Source organism: Nonomuraea sp. NPDC050394 (assembly GCF_044459065.1).
Lineage (GTDB): Bacteria > Actinomycetota > Actinomycetes > Streptosporangiales > Streptosporangiaceae > Nonomuraea.
The window spans coordinates 25,153-39,586 of the sequence record NZ_JBITIO010000007.1 but is presented as its reverse complement, the minus strand read 5'-3'; the positions used below and the strand labels follow the sequence as shown (position 1 = coordinate 39,586).

General features: G+C 69.1%; 18 protein-coding genes. 7 read left to right on the top strand and 11 right to left on the bottom strand.

All coding sequences use genetic code 11. From position 1 onward, the window contains the following. Positions 1 to 59: 59 nt before the first annotated feature. The gene (locus ACIBKY_RS26900; protein ID WP_379609728.1) at positions 60 to 719 is read right to left on the bottom strand and encodes a potassium channel family protein; all 660 of its coding nucleotides are present in this window, start codon (positions 717 to 719) and stop codon (positions 60 to 62) included. Further along, on the bottom strand, positions 719 to 1,384 hold the full coding sequence (locus tag ACIBKY_RS26895) for a potassium channel family protein (RefSeq protein ID WP_397100603.1): 666 nt from the start codon (positions 1,382 to 1,384) through the stop codon (positions 719 to 721). The genes ACIBKY_RS26900 and ACIBKY_RS26895 overlap by 1 nt, the downstream gene beginning before the upstream one ends. A gap of 102 nt (positions 1,385 to 1,486) precedes the next feature. On the opposite strand from ACIBKY_RS26895, the gene ACIBKY_RS26890 reads away from it, so the two are divergent. Then, entirely contained in the window at positions 1,487 to 3,529 is a 2,043-nt protein-coding gene (locus ACIBKY_RS26890) for an APC family permease (protein ID WP_397100601.1), read from the top strand. On the opposite strand, the gene ACIBKY_RS26885 is transcribed toward ACIBKY_RS26890, so the two are convergent. Further along, positions 3,507 to 5,153, bottom strand: a complete 1,647-nt coding sequence (locus tag ACIBKY_RS26885) for an alpha/beta hydrolase (protein ID WP_397100599.1) — start codon at positions 5,151 to 5,153, stop codon at positions 3,507 to 3,509. The two genes, ACIBKY_RS26890 and ACIBKY_RS26885, sit on opposite strands and share 23 nt — an antisense overlap. 88 nt (positions 5,154 to 5,241) lie before the next feature. Between ACIBKY_RS26885 and ACIBKY_RS26880 the strand changes: the two genes are divergently transcribed. Then, positions 5,242 to 6,471, top strand: coding sequence for a class I SAM-dependent RNA methyltransferase (locus tag ACIBKY_RS26880; RefSeq protein WP_397101313.1), 1,230 nt, complete (start codon positions 5,242 to 5,244; stop codon positions 6,469 to 6,471). A gap of 152 nt (positions 6,472 to 6,623) precedes the next feature. On the opposite strand, the gene ACIBKY_RS26875 is transcribed toward ACIBKY_RS26880, so the two are convergent. Beyond that, positions 6,624 to 6,863, bottom strand: a complete 240-nt coding sequence (locus ACIBKY_RS26875) for a GntR family transcriptional regulator (RefSeq protein ID WP_397100597.1) — start codon at positions 6,861 to 6,863, stop codon at positions 6,624 to 6,626. Positions 6,864 to 7,135: 272 nt separating this feature from the next. Here ACIBKY_RS26875 and ACIBKY_RS26870 point away from each other — a divergent pair, with 272 nt between their 5' ends. The 3 genes from ACIBKY_RS26870 to ACIBKY_RS26860 are packed head-to-tail and all read left to right on the top strand — an operon-like array spanning position 7,136 to position 10,145. Continuing rightward, positions 7,136 to 8,038 (top strand): hypothetical protein, encoded by a 903-nt coding sequence (locus ACIBKY_RS26870; RefSeq protein WP_397100595.1) that lies wholly within the window; start codon positions 7,136 to 7,138, stop codon positions 8,036 to 8,038. Further along, the gene (locus tag ACIBKY_RS26865) at positions 8,035 to 10,002 is read left to right on the top strand and encodes a hypothetical protein (RefSeq protein WP_397100593.1); all 1,968 of its coding nucleotides are present in this window, start codon (positions 8,035 to 8,037) and stop codon (positions 10,000 to 10,002) included. Before ACIBKY_RS26870 ends, ACIBKY_RS26865 begins: the two co-directional genes overlap by 4 nt. Then, positions 9,966 to 10,145 (top strand): hypothetical protein, encoded by a 180-nt coding sequence (locus ACIBKY_RS26860; protein ID WP_397100591.1) that lies wholly within the window; start codon positions 9,966 to 9,968, stop codon positions 10,143 to 10,145. The genes ACIBKY_RS26865 and ACIBKY_RS26860 overlap by 37 nt, the downstream gene beginning before the upstream one ends. Positions 10,146 to 10,336: 191 nt before the next feature. On the opposite strand, the gene ACIBKY_RS26855 is transcribed toward ACIBKY_RS26860, so the two are convergent. The 7 genes from ACIBKY_RS26855 to ACIBKY_RS26825 form a co-directional block, all read right to left on the bottom strand. After that, positions 10,337 to 10,699 carry a hypothetical protein gene (locus ACIBKY_RS26855; protein WP_397100590.1) on the bottom strand — a complete coding sequence of 121 codons (363 nt, stop codon included), beginning with the start codon at positions 10,697 to 10,699 and terminating at the stop codon, positions 10,337 to 10,339. Beyond that, complete coding sequence (locus ACIBKY_RS26850) at positions 10,696 to 10,953, bottom strand: hypothetical protein (protein ID WP_397100588.1); 258 nt, start codon at positions 10,951 to 10,953, stop codon at positions 10,696 to 10,698. Before ACIBKY_RS26850 ends, ACIBKY_RS26855 begins: the two co-directional genes overlap by 4 nt. After that, positions 10,950 to 11,111 carry a hypothetical protein gene (locus ACIBKY_RS26845; protein ID WP_397100586.1) on the bottom strand — a complete coding sequence of 54 codons (162 nt, stop codon included), beginning with the start codon at positions 11,109 to 11,111 and terminating at the stop codon, positions 10,950 to 10,952. The genes ACIBKY_RS26850 and ACIBKY_RS26845 overlap by 4 nt, the downstream gene beginning before the upstream one ends. A gap of 56 nt (positions 11,112 to 11,167) precedes the next feature. Continuing rightward, on the bottom strand, positions 11,168 to 12,007 hold the full coding sequence (locus tag ACIBKY_RS26840) for a helix-turn-helix domain-containing protein (RefSeq protein ID WP_397100584.1): 840 nt from the start codon (positions 12,005 to 12,007) through the stop codon (positions 11,168 to 11,170). Between the two features lie 14 nt (positions 12,008 to 12,021). Further along, positions 12,022 to 12,555: a DUF6879 family protein gene (locus ACIBKY_RS26835; RefSeq protein ID WP_397100582.1), complete on the bottom strand. Its 534-nt coding sequence runs from the start codon at positions 12,553 to 12,555 to the stop codon at positions 12,022 to 12,024. Further along, entirely contained in the window at positions 12,552 to 12,758 is a 207-nt protein-coding gene (locus tag ACIBKY_RS26830; RefSeq protein ID WP_397100580.1) for a hypothetical protein, read from the bottom strand. The genes ACIBKY_RS26835 and ACIBKY_RS26830 overlap by 4 nt, the downstream gene beginning before the upstream one ends. A gap of 102 nt (positions 12,759 to 12,860) precedes the next feature. After that, positions 12,861 to 13,070 carry a hypothetical protein gene (locus ACIBKY_RS26825; protein ID WP_397100579.1) on the bottom strand — a complete coding sequence of 70 codons (210 nt, stop codon included), beginning with the start codon at positions 13,068 to 13,070 and terminating at the stop codon, positions 12,861 to 12,863. A 150-nt stretch (positions 13,071 to 13,220) separates the two neighbouring features. On the opposite strand from ACIBKY_RS26825, the gene ACIBKY_RS26820 reads away from it, so the two are divergent. Then, positions 13,221 to 13,829 carry a DUF4352 domain-containing protein gene (locus ACIBKY_RS26820; protein WP_397100577.1) on the top strand — a complete coding sequence of 203 codons (609 nt, stop codon included), beginning with the start codon at positions 13,221 to 13,223 and terminating at the stop codon, positions 13,827 to 13,829. Next, the gene (locus ACIBKY_RS26815) at positions 13,826 to 14,398 is read left to right on the top strand and encodes a hypothetical protein (protein WP_397100575.1); all 573 of its coding nucleotides are present in this window, start codon (positions 13,826 to 13,828) and stop codon (positions 14,396 to 14,398) included. Before ACIBKY_RS26820 ends, ACIBKY_RS26815 begins: the two co-directional genes overlap by 4 nt. Positions 14,399 to 14,434 lie beyond the last annotated feature (36 nt).

Below are 14,434 nucleotides of genomic sequence, written 5' to 3'. Positions count from 1 at the left end.
GACGGATGGTGTTCGTGACGATGGCTTGCCGTGACGGATGGTGGGGCTTGGACGGAAAGTCAGTGGGAGGACAGCAGGTGTGCGAGATCCTGCTCGACTTCCTGGTTGGCGACGAAGAGGAGCTCGTCGCCCGCCTCAAGGGGGTCGTCGGCGGTGGGGACCAGGACGCGGCCCTCGCGGAGGATGGCGACCAGGGCCGAGTCCGTGGGCCAGGGGACCGAGCCGGCGCGCTGGCCCACCACGGGGGCGTCGTCGGCCAGCGTGAGCTCCACCAGGTTCGCCTGGCCCTGGCGGAACGTCATCAACCTCACCAGGTCGCCCACGCTCACCGCCTCCTCCACCAGCGCGGACAGCAGGCGCGGCGTGGAGACGGCGACGTCCACGCCCCAGGACTCGTTGAACAGCCACTCGTTCGACGGGTGGTTGATGCGGGCCACGACGCGCGGGACGCCGTACTCGGTCTTGGCCAGCAGCGAGACCACGAGGTTGACCTTGTCGTCTCCGGAGGAGGCGACGACGACGTGGCAGTTGTTGAGCCCGGCCTCGTCGAGGGAGGAAATCTCGCAGGCGTCGGCGAGCAGCCATTCGGCGCGCGGCACCGTGTCGATCTTGATGGCTTTGGGGTCGATGTCGATGAGCAGGACCTCGTGGCCGTTCTCCAGGAGTTCGGCGGCGATGGAGCGGCCGACGGCCCCGGCGCCGGCGATGGCGACGCGCATCAGTGGTCCTGTTCCGGCGCCGCGGCGAGCACCTTGTTGATCCGGTCCATGTCGTTTTCTGCGGCGATGACGTGCAGGATGTCGCCTTCCTGGACCATGGTCTCGCGCTTGATGACCAGGGCCTCGCCCATGCGGTTGACGAACGCGATCCGGGCCCCGGCCTGCTCTTCGAGGTCGACGACGCGGGTGCCGACCCAGGCGGCGTTCACCGTGACCTCGGCCAGGATGACGGTGCCGGTGGGGTCGCGCCAGAGAGGTTCCGCGCCCTCGGGCAGGACGCGGCGCAGGATCTGGTCGGCGGTCCAGCGCACGGTGGCGACCGTGGGGATGCCGAGCCGCTGGTAGATCTCGGCCCGGCGGGAGTCGTAGATGCGGGCGACGACGTTGTCGACACCGAACGTCTCGCGGGCGACGCGGGCGGAGATGATGTTGGAGTTGTCGCCACTGGAGACCGCCACGTAGGCGGCGGCCGACTCGATGCCGGCCTCGATGAGGACGTCGCGGTCGAAGCCGACGCCGGTGACGCGGCGGCCGCGGAATCCGGCGCGCAGGCGGCGGAACGCCTGCGGGTCCCGGTCGATGATCGCGACCGAGTGGCCGTTGTCCTCAAGGATGTGGGCGATGGTCGATCCCACCCGGCCACAGCCCATGATCACTATATGCATACTCTCCGCCGTCCGCGGTTTGGCAGGTCTCGTGTATCAGTATGGCCTGATAAGGGAGCGCCGTAACTGCCGGGCGGGAGGAGAGGGCTAGCATCGGTTTACGTGGCGAAGGTAACGGATCTCCTGAAACGCGTCCTGGTCGGCAGGGCGCTGCGCAGCGGCCAGCTGCATGAACAGCTGCTTCCCAAACGCATCGCACTCCCCGTGTTCGCGAGTGACGCACTGTCCTCGGTGGCCTACGCGCCACAGGAGATTCTGGTCATCCTTTCGCTGGCGGGTGTGTCGTTCTACCACTTCAGCCCCTGGGTGGCCATCGCCGTCATCGTCGTGATGCTCACGGTGGTCGCCTCCTACCGGCAGAACGTCCACGCCTACCCCAGCGGCGGCGGCGACTACGAGGTCGCCACCACGAACCTCGGCAAGAACGCCGGCCTGACCGTGGCCAGCGCGCTCATGGTGGACTACGTGCTGACGGTGGCCGTCTCGGTCGCCAACGGCGTCGACTACGTGGGCGCGACGGTGCCGTTCGTGGCCGAGCACAAGCCCACCGTCGCCATCGTCATCGTCATTCTGCTCACGGTCGTCAACCTGCGTGGCATCAGGGAGTCGGGCGCCGCCTTCGCCATCCCGACCTACGCGTTCATGGCCGCGGTCATCGGCATGATCGTCTGGGGCGGCATCCGGCTGCTGGTCCTCGACGACGACCTCAAGGCTCCCACCGCCGACTACGGGATCGTCGCCGAGCAGACGAACCTCACCTCCTTCGCCGCCGCCTTCCTGATCCTGCGTGCCTTCTCCTCCGGCTGCGCCGCCCTCACGGGCGTCGAGGCCATCAGCAACGGCGTGCCCGCCTTCCGCAAGCCCAAGAGCAGGAACGCCGCCACCACGCTGCTCATGATGGGCCTGGTCGCGATCACGATGTTCGGCGGCATCATCGCGCTCGGCCTGGCCTCCGGCGTGAAGGTCTCGGAGCACCCGGCGCTGGACATCCTCATCGACGGCAGGCCGGCGGGCGAGAGCTACTACCAGCAGCCGATCATCTCCCAGGTGGCCGACGCGGTCTTCGGCAGCGGCTCGTTGCTGTTCGTGGTGATCTCGGCGGTGACCGCGCTGATCCTGTTCCTGGCGGCCAACACCGCCTTCAACGGCTTCCCGGTGCTCGGCTCGATCCTGGCCCAGGACCGCTACCTGCCGCGCCAGCTGCACACCCGCGGCGACCGGCTGGCCTTCTCCAACGGCATCGTCATCCTGGCGCTGGGCGCCTGCCTGCTGCTGTGGGGGTTCCAGGCCGACGTGAGCCGCCTGCTCAACCTGTACATCGTGGGCGTCTTCGTCTCGTTCACGCTCAGCCAGACCGGCATGGTCATCCACTGGACGCGCCACCTGAAGACCGAGACCGATCCTCGGGTACGCCACCAGATGCACCGCTCGCGGACGATCAACTTCTTCGGCGGCATCATGACCGGCCTGGTGCTGATCGTGGTGCTGCTGACGAAGTTCCTGGTCGGCGCGTGGATCGTGTGCATCGCGATGCCGATCCTGTTCCTGATGATGAAGGCGATCCGCCGCCACTACGACAACGTCGCCGCCGAGCTGGAGATCACCGAGGAGTACGACCCGTCGATGCTCCCGGCCCGCAACCACGCGATCGTGCTCGTCTCCAAGGTGCACAAACCGACCATGCGCGCCCTCGCCTACGCCCGCGCCACCCGCCCGTCCACGCTGGAGGCCATCACCGTCGGCGTCGAGGGCGACGAGGCCCGCCGCCTGCAGGAGGAGTGGGAACGGCGGGGCATCCCGGTCCCGCTGAAGATGCTCGACTCGCCCTACCGGGAGATCACGCAGCCCGTCCTCGACTACGTCAAGACGCTGCGCCGCCGCTCGCCCCGCGACGTCATCACCGTCTTCATCCCCGAGTACGTCGTCGGCCACTGGTGGGAGCACCTGCTCCACAACCAGAGCGCGCTGCGGCTCAAGGCGCGCCTGCTGTTCAAGCCGGGCGTGATGGTGACCAGCGTCCCGTGGCAGCTGCACTCCTCCGACCGGCTCAAGGGCCGTCCCGAGCCGTTCGCGCCGGGTTCCGTGCGCCGTCCCTGGCACCAGGTCATCAAGGACGAGCAGCTCACGGGGAAGAACGAGCGCTGACCAGCGCGTGAAGGCGGGCGGTGTCGGCGGCGCTCCAGCCGTCCGGCGCGGCGATGGCCGCCCAGCCTTCCACCACGTTCGCGCCGTAGACGTGTCCGTGCCCGGCCGGGACGTTCAGCGCGACCGACATGTCCCCCAGCACCTGCCAGAACGTCACCAGCGGGAACCAGTTCATCTGCGGGTTGACGTCCGGCCCGCGCGGCGCGGTCAGCCACTCCGGCTTGGCGTAGATGAGGTCGGTCGACCACCACACGACCGGGTCGGAGGCGTTCTGCAGGTACACCACGCGCGGCCGCGCCCACGGCCCCGGCGGCCAGGACAGGTCATCCGGATACTGCCCGAAGCGCACCGTCCTGCCCTGCTCGTACACCGGCCGCCACACCGGGCTGTCGGGCTCGCGCCCCGCGCTCACCGTCCGCCAGATCGGGTTGGCGTCCGGCGGCCCCACGAACAACGCCCCGTCGGCCCTGCCCACCAGGTCCGGCAGGTCGCGGAAGGCGCCTTCGAGCTCGAAGCTGCCCAGGCTCTCCCCTGACAGGACCAGCAGCGGCCGCTCGCCCGGCGGCAGCCGTTCCCACCGCGCGCGCACCGCGTCGAACAGCGCCTTGCCCGCCCGCGCCGCCTTGCCGCGGTCCACCAGGAACGACACCCAGCTCGGCAGGTAGGAGTACTGCAGGGCGACCATCGCGGTGTCGCCGTTGTACATGTACTCCAGGCTGTCGGCGATCTGCTCGTCCACCCACCCGGTGCCCGTCGTCCCCAGCACCGCGAGCACGGGACGCGCGAACGCGCCCGTCCTTTCCAGCTCCCGTACGGCCAGCGCCGCCTGGGCCGCCGGCGTGGGAGCCGCCTGCAGGCCCACGTAGACCCGGATCGGCTCGGCGGGCCGCTTCCCGGAGAAGGCGCGCAGCCGGGACGTCGCGATCGCGCTCCCGGTGAAGTTGCGGCCCTCGCGCCCCAGGGCGGACCAGCCCACCAGCGAACCCGCGCCGCCGGACACCTTCGCCGAACCCGGCCGCCGCACCCCGGGATCGGTGGTGCCGTTGGCGACCGACGAGGCGTCGTTGACCGCGTTGACGAACCCCGAGAACAGCACGTCGTTGGCCAGGATCCCGACGACGGCGGTCACGATGACGATTCCGGTGGCCTGGGCGATGGGCACCGGGACGAAACGGTCCAGCCAGGTGATCAGTTTGCGGCCGCCGAGCCGTACCGACCGGGCCAGGAGCAGGAAGAGTGCGAACAGCGCGACGCTCAGCGCCAGGATCGCCGGCGGGAACCAGGTGATCCGCCTGGTCATCCCCATGAGCGCGCGCAGGTCGTCCTGCCAGCCGAGGCTGTACCACAGCGTCACGCCCGCCAGCGCGGCGCACACCGCGATCAGCACCCGCCAGGCCAGCACCCGCCCGCGCTCGGGCAGCCGGTAGCCGATCAGCGCCCGTCCCGCCGCGCCCGCGCTCGCGCCCACGGCGTAGCCGATGATGCCGGTGACCCCGCCCATCGCGCCCTGCATGACCCACGGCCTGGGCAGCAGCGTCGGCGTGAGCGAGGCGCAGAAGAACAGCGTGGCGGCCAGCGTGCCCCCGAACCCGAGCCGCCGCCGAACCACCCGCCCCTCACGCATGGTTACATAGCGTAGTTAAGGCAGTGCTCGGTGGAGTCGGCCGGGTGAGGGCCTAGGCTGTATTGCTGTGGAACAGGCAACTCTCGAGCTGACGGTAGGCCCGGTCGCGCATGGCGGCTGGTGCGTGGCACGCCATGAGGGGCGGGTGGTGTTCGTACGCCACGCACTGCCCGGAGAGCGAGTCCGTGCCCGGGTCACCGAGGAGACGACCCGGTTCCTGCGCGCCGACGCCGTCGAGATCCTCCAGGCCTCGCCCGACCGGGTCGTGCCGCCGTGCCCGTACGCCGGCCCCGGCCGGTGCGGCGGGTGCGACTGGCAGCACGTCACGCTGGAGGCGCAGCGGGCCATGAAGGCCGACGTGGTCGCCGAGCAGTTGCGCCGCCTGGCCGGGATCGACCGCGAGATCGTGGTGGAGGAGGTTCCGGGGGCCAAGGACGGGCTCGGGTGGCGTACCCGCGTCCAGTTCGCCGCCACGCCCGGCGGCGAGCTCGGCTTCCGCCACCACCGCTCCCACGACATCGAGGTCGTCGACGCCTGCCTCATCGCCCACCCCGAGGTGGAGGCGGTGGGCGCCGAGGCGCGCAACTGGAAGGGCGCCGCCGGGGTGGAGGTCATCGCGTCGTCGAGCGGCGAACGCAACGTCGTCATCGCGCCCCGCCCGCGCCGCACCGTCGCCGTCCCCGACCTGGAGGCGCCCGCCTCCATCCTCGTCAACCAGGGCAAAGGCCGCAGCGACGCCCGCCACGGCTCCGGCAACCTCCACGAGCGGGCGGACGACCGCGAGTTCCGGGTGACGGGCAGCGGCTTCTGGCAGGTACACCCCGGCGCCGCGGAAACCCTCCTGGACGCCGTCCTCACCTATGGCCAGCCCGAACCCGGCGAATGGGCGCTGGACCTGTACTGCGGCGTGGGCCTGTTCGCCGCCGCGCTGGCCGAGCGGGTGGGCGACGAGGGCGCCGTCTTCGGCCTCGAATCGGAGGCCGCCGCCGTCCGCGACGCCCGCGCCAACCTCCGCGACCTCCCCCAGGCCAGGGTGGAAAGAGGCCGGGTGGAGGAGGCCCTCGACCGCTTCCAGATCGAACGCGCCGACCTGGTGGTCGTCGACCCGCCCCGCTCGGGCCTGGGTCGCGAGGTGGTGGACCGCATCGCCTCGCTGGAGGCCGCCAGGATCGTCTACGTCTCCTGCGACCCGGCGACCCTGGCCCGCGACCTGGCCTGGCTGGACGAACGCGGCTACCCCCTCACCGACCTCCGCGCCTTCGACGCCTTCCCGATGACCCACCACGTGGAGTGCGTGGCCCTCCTGGTCAAGGCTTAGAAACGGGCTCCGACCAGCGGCGGGACAACGGAACATGTCTCTGGAGGTCTCCGGGTGTCTCCCGATATCTCAAGATCATGACGCATGAGCGACGCACGATCATGAAACGCCCCGTCCCTCGTTCTGGTGACGGGGCGTAGTCAGCGACAAGATCAGTCGTCGTCCGGCTCGGGACCGACGAAGCTCCCGAGATTCGGCCTGGTGTACACCAGCCGCCGCTCGCGCAGGCCGGCCATCGCCTTCCGCGCGGTCACCTTGGCGACCGCGAACTCTTCGATAAGGGCCCGCTCGGTGATCAGATAGCCACGACCGTACTCGCCGGTGTCGATCCGCTTCGCGATCACCCGCACGATTTGCTCCCAGCGCGGGAGATCAGCCCGCCAATCGATCATGAACCGCAGCGTAGGGGCACGCCCGACCGCATCCGTACGCAAGAGTACGCACGCGGGGGGATAGGTACCTATAGACCGGGGTGACCTGCGTCATCTACCGTGGGAAGTCCCCTGGTCGTCGCCTGCGATTAGCCCTCGCCGCGGCGACCAGGGCTCCAGTTCGACAACTCCATAACGAAGAAGGCCCCCACCCGGCGCCAACCAGGTGGGGGTTCTTCCAGCTCAGACGCCAACTAGACCTTGGAGTCCGAACCATGGCACACGATATTGCCATGCCCCCAGCGGCACCAGCCCCGGCCGCGCAGGAGCCCAACACCCAGCCGCCGGCGAGCCCGCCCGGCCGCATCTGGGCCATCGGCGTCCTCGTCCTCTCGGCCGCCGTGTCCATGTCGATGAACACCTGGCACGCCCTCACCGCCACGCGACTGCCCGTCGCCCTGGCAGTGCTGTACGGCGTCGCGCCGGTCGCGCTGGCCGCGATGCAGTCCCACGCCGTCGCACTGCGGGCCCTGCGCCGGGAGAAGGTGGGCACGTTCCGTCGTCTGCTCACGTTCGGCCTGGTGCTCGGCGGGCTCGGGCTGAGCTTCCTCGGGATCTACGACCTGTTGAGGCATGCCGTACCTGACCCGATCCCGGCTGTACCTCTCCACGAGCCCGCGGTGTTCTTCAGCATCGTGCTGGACGTGATGGCGTTGGCTGCTCTACACGAGCTGCTGCGCGAATCTCCTGCGTTCGCGACCGCTGCCCTGGCGACCATCCCGGCTGTACCTGCACGCGTGGAGCAGAGCCCCACACGTGAATCCGAAGGGGGCACCGAGACCACCTCAACGGTGGGAACAGTTGTCTCCATTCCGGGGTCCGGCACCGCTGCCGACGGCGCTGTACCTGAACCGATCTCGGGTGTACCTGCGCAGGTCGCAGCCTCGCCGGAGGACGTCGACCACTCTCCTGTCGAGGACGGCCAGGCGGTGTCCGGCATCGACCAGGTACAGCCCGAGATAGCCGCCGACGTGGACGCACCTTTCCGCCCGGTTGCGGTGGCGCAGTTCCTCGCCGAGGTGGCCCAGGGCGAACCGCCGTCCGTCCGGACGATCAAGGACCGGATGGGCGTAGGTACGGACCGGGCCCGCCGCCTGCAGTCGTACCTCGGCCAGCTGGTGGAGGCGGCGCAGTGACCACCGACACCTTCACCCGTCCGCAGACGCCGCCCGACTTCTGGACCAAGCCGCCCAGCCGAACCCGCCGCGTCGTCCACGCGCTCCGGCAGGGCAAGTACGGGCGGCGCACGGCGAAGTTCACCTACCGGGCTGCTCTCGCCCCGTTCGCGGGTACGGGCGTGGTGACGAAGATGGCCTGGCGCTGGATCCGGGCCGACGACTACGCGGGCACCGAGGACTACGTGTTCCGCGAGAAGGTGCGTACCCGGCGTCGCCGTACCGCGTGGGCGACGGGGATCGTGTCGCTGGCAGGGACGGCGGCGGCGACCGCGGTGTGGAGCCCGGCCGCGCCGTACCTCGCACTCGGCGCCGTAGCCACCGTGACGACCGCCGTCGAGGTGCGCAAGCGGATCGTGGAACGTCCTGTGCCGTTCAAGTTGCCAGGCCGCAAGGGCGGCACCCCGCAGGAGAACCAGGTCGTCCGCGCGGCGATCGACGCCAAGCTCGGCCGCTCCGAGGGCATGAAGCTGGCGACGCCGGTGCTGACGGAGGACGGCGGCTGGTCGACGATCCTGCAACTGCCGCCCGGCCAGCGCGCCCGCGCTGCCCTCGGTAAGGAGGCAGACTTCGCGTCCGCGCTCGGCGTGGGGGAGACGCAGGTGGTGTTCGAGCTCATCCCCGAGCACGCCGGCCGCCTGGCCATCTACGTGAGCAAGGCGGACCCGTTCCTCAAGCTGTACCCGTCGCCGCTCGTCGGCCAGGCCGAACCGCTCGACTTCTGGGCGGGTATCCCGGCCGGGGTGAACGGCCGCGGCCGAGGCGAGATGCTGCGCCTGGTCGACGCCTGCCTCCTGGTGGCGGGGGAGCCGCGCGCGGGTAAGTCTGCGGCGGTGAACGGGATCATCGGTGCCGCCGCCCTCGCTGTCACCCCCAAGATTCACCTGTTCGATGGCAAGGGCGCCGGTGACCACCGGCCGTGGCGGTGCATCGCCCACACGGCGGAGAAGCGCAACGCCAAGGGCCTCCTGGAGCACCTGCGGCTGATGCAGGCCCAGATGGAGCGCATCTTCGACATGCTCGACCGGGCGGGCGGCGCGTCCAAGCTGAACCCGGAGCTGTGCCGCCAGTTCGGGGTCGACGTCGAGCTGACGATCGTGGACGAGATGCGCTACTACGTCACTTCCCCGCAGGGCGCGGAGATCGTGGCGATCGCCGCCGACATCGCGAGTAGGGGCCCGGCAGCCGGGGTGCTGCTCGTGCTCGCGACGCAGCGGATGACCAAGGACGCGCTCCCGCCCGAGCTGAAGGGGGTGTGTTCGCTGCGGTGGGCGATGCGCTGCCCCGACGTCATCGCCTCCAACGCGGTGCTCGGCCCGGGGGCGGCGGGCGCCGGTTATGACGCCTCCGAGATCCCCCGCAGCCACCGCGGCGTCGGCATCTTGGACGCGGACGGCGCGGACCCGATCCGGCTGCGCTCCTACTTCCTCGACGACGACGGGCTCGCCGCCGTCGCGGCGACCGCGTACGCGCTGCGCGAGGCAGCCGGGATGCTGCCACCGGCCGAGCAGGCGACCGCCGTCGATCCGATCGAGGAGATCCTGGCCGCGATGGGGGAGGGCGACCGGATGCACACCGCGGACCTCCTGGAGGCGCTCGGCCCGGGGTGGTCTTCTGGCCGGGTCGCCGAGGTGCTCAAGCCCTACGGGGTCACTCCGGGCCAGGTCGTGATCGGCGGCGTCAACCGGAACGGCTACCGCCGCCAGGACCTCGAAAGCGCTCTTGGCACCTGCCTGAACCGGGTCTACCTGGGCTCTACCGCCTCGGGAGGGTCTACCTCGCCTCTACCACCGCTGGCCTGCGCGGTAGGGGCGGTAGACCCTCCCGGGCGCATCCCTTCACACATCCCCACAGCCGGCCCTGCCCGGCAGAACGGGAAGGAAACGCCATGCTGCTCGCCCTCGTCCTGCTCACTCTGCTCATGATCTGGTTGTGGTGGGACTGGGCCCGCCACCCGCGCAAGTCCTGCTCCTCCTGCCAGGGCACCGGCCGGAAGCCGTCCGGCTGGAACCGGCGCGCATACGGCGAGCGCCGCCAGTGCCGCGGCAAAGGCGACCTGCCCCGATAGCGAGGGCATAAGAGTGGCCCCGTCTCCTGTGGCCCTCCTGAGGGGAGGGGAGACGGGGCCACCCTGCCCCACACCCGCATGGCCCTCCAGCCAGCGGTGTGAGGTAACCCGGCCGCACGGCGAGTACGTGGGAAGCCGGGGGTTGATCGCCCGCCCCCTGCACGGGTGTGGTCCGGCAGAGGGCGGGTCGTCTACGGATTCTTCTTCGGGGTGTCGCGGCTGCTGAGGATCTCGCCTGCCACGATCGGGTACTGCTGAATCAGGTCGCGGAGTATCTCGTGCTGCTCCTCTGGAGAGCGAAGGCTGAGCCACGTCTTGCCGTGGAGCTCGTGTGCGAAGGCGCGCTGCCAGTTATCGGTCGTCCACGCCCTGGCCAGGCCTTCCCAGCTGCCTCCGCAGCTGGCGAGGATGTTGCGGGTCGCGGTCTTGAGCTCTTCCTGGTCTTCCTTGTTCGTGCGCTTGGCGAGGGCCTCCTCGTAGGCGGCCTTGATCTGGGCAGCGGTGACGTCGCCGTGCATGAGTTCCCAGTTCGCCATGTCCTCGGAATCCGTCATGCCGCGCGCTCCTCGCGTAGGACCGTCTCGGCTCGGCGGCTCCAGTAGGCGGTGCAGGCGTCGAGCTTCACCCGGGTGGACGCTGTGATGGTGAACGTCCACGACCTGCCTGCCTGGTCCGGCTGGCCGGTGTCCCAGAACGTCAGGTGGTAGCCCCGCGGGGGGCGGCGCAGCCGGGCGCGCTCGACCTCGGCCGAGGTGAGCCGGCCGTCCCAGATGGCGCAGTACTCGGCGCGGATCTGAAAGCCGGTCATGCCGCGCGCCGGAGGATGTGGGCCACGCGCAGGATGGCGGCCTTGATGTGCGCCTGTTCTTCGTTGACAGCGGTCGCCTGATCGCCGGAGGTCTTGTGCTGGAGGTGGATGACGCCATCGGCGTCCTGGACGTGGCAGTTGGGGATGCGGAGGGCCATGTCTCCGAATGTCCAACGCAGCAGGTCACACGCTCAACGAGGTTTCTCGAAGTTTCTTAAAGATCTTCGCTGGCCTTGGCGATCATCTCCTCCGCCCGGCGACCGTAACCGGCCAACCGGACCAGCCCCTTGAAGTGCCGCTCGTACAGCGCGATCTCGTGCGGCTGCGTCAAGCTGATCCCCGCCGTCACCGTCTCCGTCATCACGACCCGCGCATCGAAGATCCAATAGCCAGCGTGCGGGCCCAACTCGTAATCGGCCTCCCGAGGCACCACGCCGACCCTCAGCCGCGGCAGAGCGGCCATCTCGGCCAGCAGGTGACCCAACTGCTCACGCATCACCCCAGCGCCCCCCACACGCGTATACAGGGCCTGCTCGGCGAGCACCACGTGGAAGTGTCGAGTCCCCATGCGCAGGATCGACTGCCGGCCGATGCGAGCCGCGACCGCGGCATCCAGGTCGTCAGCCGGCACCTCGTAAAACGCCATCGACCTGGCCATGATGGCGCGGGCATACGCCCGGGTCTGAACGAACCCCGGGATGTGGAACGGCTCCCAGATCCGCCACCGCGTCGTCGACAGGTCCTCGGTACTCAAGGCCCGCTGCACCCGGCGCTGGCCAGCACGCATCTGGCGGCGCCACTCCACATACTGCTGCTCGATCGCCCGCGCGGTCGCGATCAACTCCGGTACCTGGTCCTCGGCGCCGCAAATCCGGCACCAGACGCGAATGTCCTCCGCGCTCGGCGCCTGCCACCCGCCCTCCAACTTCGACACCCGTGGAGGACGCCATCCGGCCCGCGTGGCCAGCTCCCGCCCGGTGAGCTCCGCATCACGGCGGATCTCACGGAGCCGAGAACCCAGGGCCTCGCGGGCCGGGTCAGTAGGCGCAGGCACGAGTGCGGCTGCGATCAGACAGGCTGCATGTACTCGGAACGCACATACTCGGCATGCGGGATAGCCCGGTCCCAGACGAGATCACGTGCGACACGGTAGCGGCTGATCAGGGCGGGGTCCGTCTCGGACGCGAATGCACCCTGCCGGCCGTCACCCGGGAACACGCTGAGGACGAGCTTGTCATCGTCGAACAGCCAGCAGTCCTCCACCGGGAAGTCGACGTCCTCGGCGAGGTGGCGCGGCAGGTAGCGGATATCGTCGCCAGCCGCGACGTTATCGCCTGCGATCTCCAACAGCCAGCGGGTGTAGGTGGAGTGCGGCACGGTCACCACGCGCACGCGCTGGATGACGCATCCGGCGCCCGTCCGCTCGCGCAGGAAGCCCTGCCACGGTCGGCGCCACGCGTGATCGTCGTACTCGCCCGCCTGCCACTTCCGCAGCGGTTCCGCCTCGGAGTCGACGTGGTAGGCGTCCTTGAGCTCCAGGTGGAAGGCGCGTACGCCCGGCTGGAAGTGCTCGCGGAAGGCGTCGCCGCTGATCAGGTTCACCCGTCGCCCTTCGGCAGGTGGCCCATGAGCGCCGTCGGGACCCTGAGCACGAGCTCGCCCGCGGGGACGGTGCCGATCGCGGCCAGGCTGCCCGGGTCGGTGACCTCCCAGCCCTGGAGGACGTACTCGTCGCGTTCGTCGTCGAGCCACAGGGTCGGCGAGTTGCCGCCGTCCGTTTCCTTGCCGAGGAAGTGCAGGGCCATCAGATCTCCCGTAAGTGTTTCTCGGAGTTTCCCGACTAGCGGATCGTCTCCGGATGCATCCTGGTCGTCAAGGAGAGAAGAGTGTGGCCGCGGCCGTCCGCACTACGCGTCCGGGTGCCCGCCCAGGCGCTGGACGAGGGTGCGGGCGCGGGCCACCTCCGCGGCCAGGGCATCGAGCGCGCGTTCGGCCTCAGCGAGGTCGGGTGCGAGGGCGTCGCCCTTGGCGATCCAGATCTGTTCGTTGATGGCCTCGGCCGCGTGCCTCACGGGGTGGAGCACGGAGACGAGGGCGACGCGGTCGAGCTCGTTCATGCAGGCGAGCGTACACCGCGACTCGAAACTCTGTTCGGTCGAATGTCCACATCTGGCCATACCGGTCACGCATGCAACGCCAACCACATACGCATCTAGAGCGTCCCAACGCCTATCCTCTTGCGCGTCTCAACGGCCACGGAGGCCCTGATGTCCTACCAGCCCTACGGCCAGCAGCCCACTCACGCCGGCCCGACTCCGCAGCCGTACCCGCCGCAGTACAACGGCTACGCCTACGGCATGCCACCTCCAGCGCCGCCTAAGAAGAGCAACCGCGCCTTCCTGCTCTTCTGCATCGGCGCCGCCGTGGTCGTTCTGGGCGTCCTTGGCGCGGCGGTCGTCGTGGCCAGCAACGGGCCAGCGGCGAAGCAGGCAGGCATCGGCGAAGCAGTGAGGGACGGCGATCTCAGCATGGTCGTGGCCAAGGTCGAGCGGAGAGACCGTGTCGGCAGTGTCAGATTCGGCAAGGACGCCCAAGGCGAATTCGTGCTCGTCCACCTCTCGGTTCAGAACAACGGCTCGCGATCCGCAACGTTCGCCGCAGCGTCTCAGAAGCTGCTGGCCGGGGGCGCCGAGTACAAGGCGGACGGTGCGGCCGGCGTCTACCTCCGCGAATCGAACCTTCTGTTCGAGCGGATCAATCCGGGCAACATGGTGATGGGCGTCATTGTCTTCGATGTGCCCCGCGGTACCCAGATCGACAGCATTGAGTTGCATGATTCGGTGTTTTCACGTGGTGCCAAGGTGTCGCTCCAGTGAACGCGTCCTCAGCACCGTGGATCACATCGGCGGCGATAATTGCAGCCTGCGCTCTGGCCTTTACGCTGGTGTCGTTCTGGTGGCTTCATGTGCGGCAAGGACGGCTCAAGTCGTTCGAGCCCACCACTTTCGGGGCGATGACCGAGCGAACGCGTGCTCATATCCGGCTTCCAGTGGTTCTATTCAACAGTGGCCCGAAGCCGATCATTGTTCGTGATCTACAGCTTCGGCTGGCTAGCGGCAGCGGGAAGGCTCACATCCTCCCTTGGCACACCAGCAGGACCCGGCTGAAGCCCTCCGAGGATGACTTCCTCGATTTCCCGGCGGTTTTCTCGATAGAAGGCTGGAAAGGGCAACAGATCTTCGTCCAGTTCGGCATGAACGACGGATTCGACGGCCCCCTAGCCGCGCAGGACTACCAGGCATCGGTGGAAGCGAAAGTAGGCCATAAGGAGGGATGGGTTCCACTTCTGGCGTTTACTCTCCGAGGTGGCAATATTCGGCACCCGAGCAACTTCATCACCTACAGCAACGCTTTGAAGGCTCCTGAACCGACAGGGCACCCGTAGCACCAAGAAAACGCCCCCGCCCTCCCGAAGGAGAGC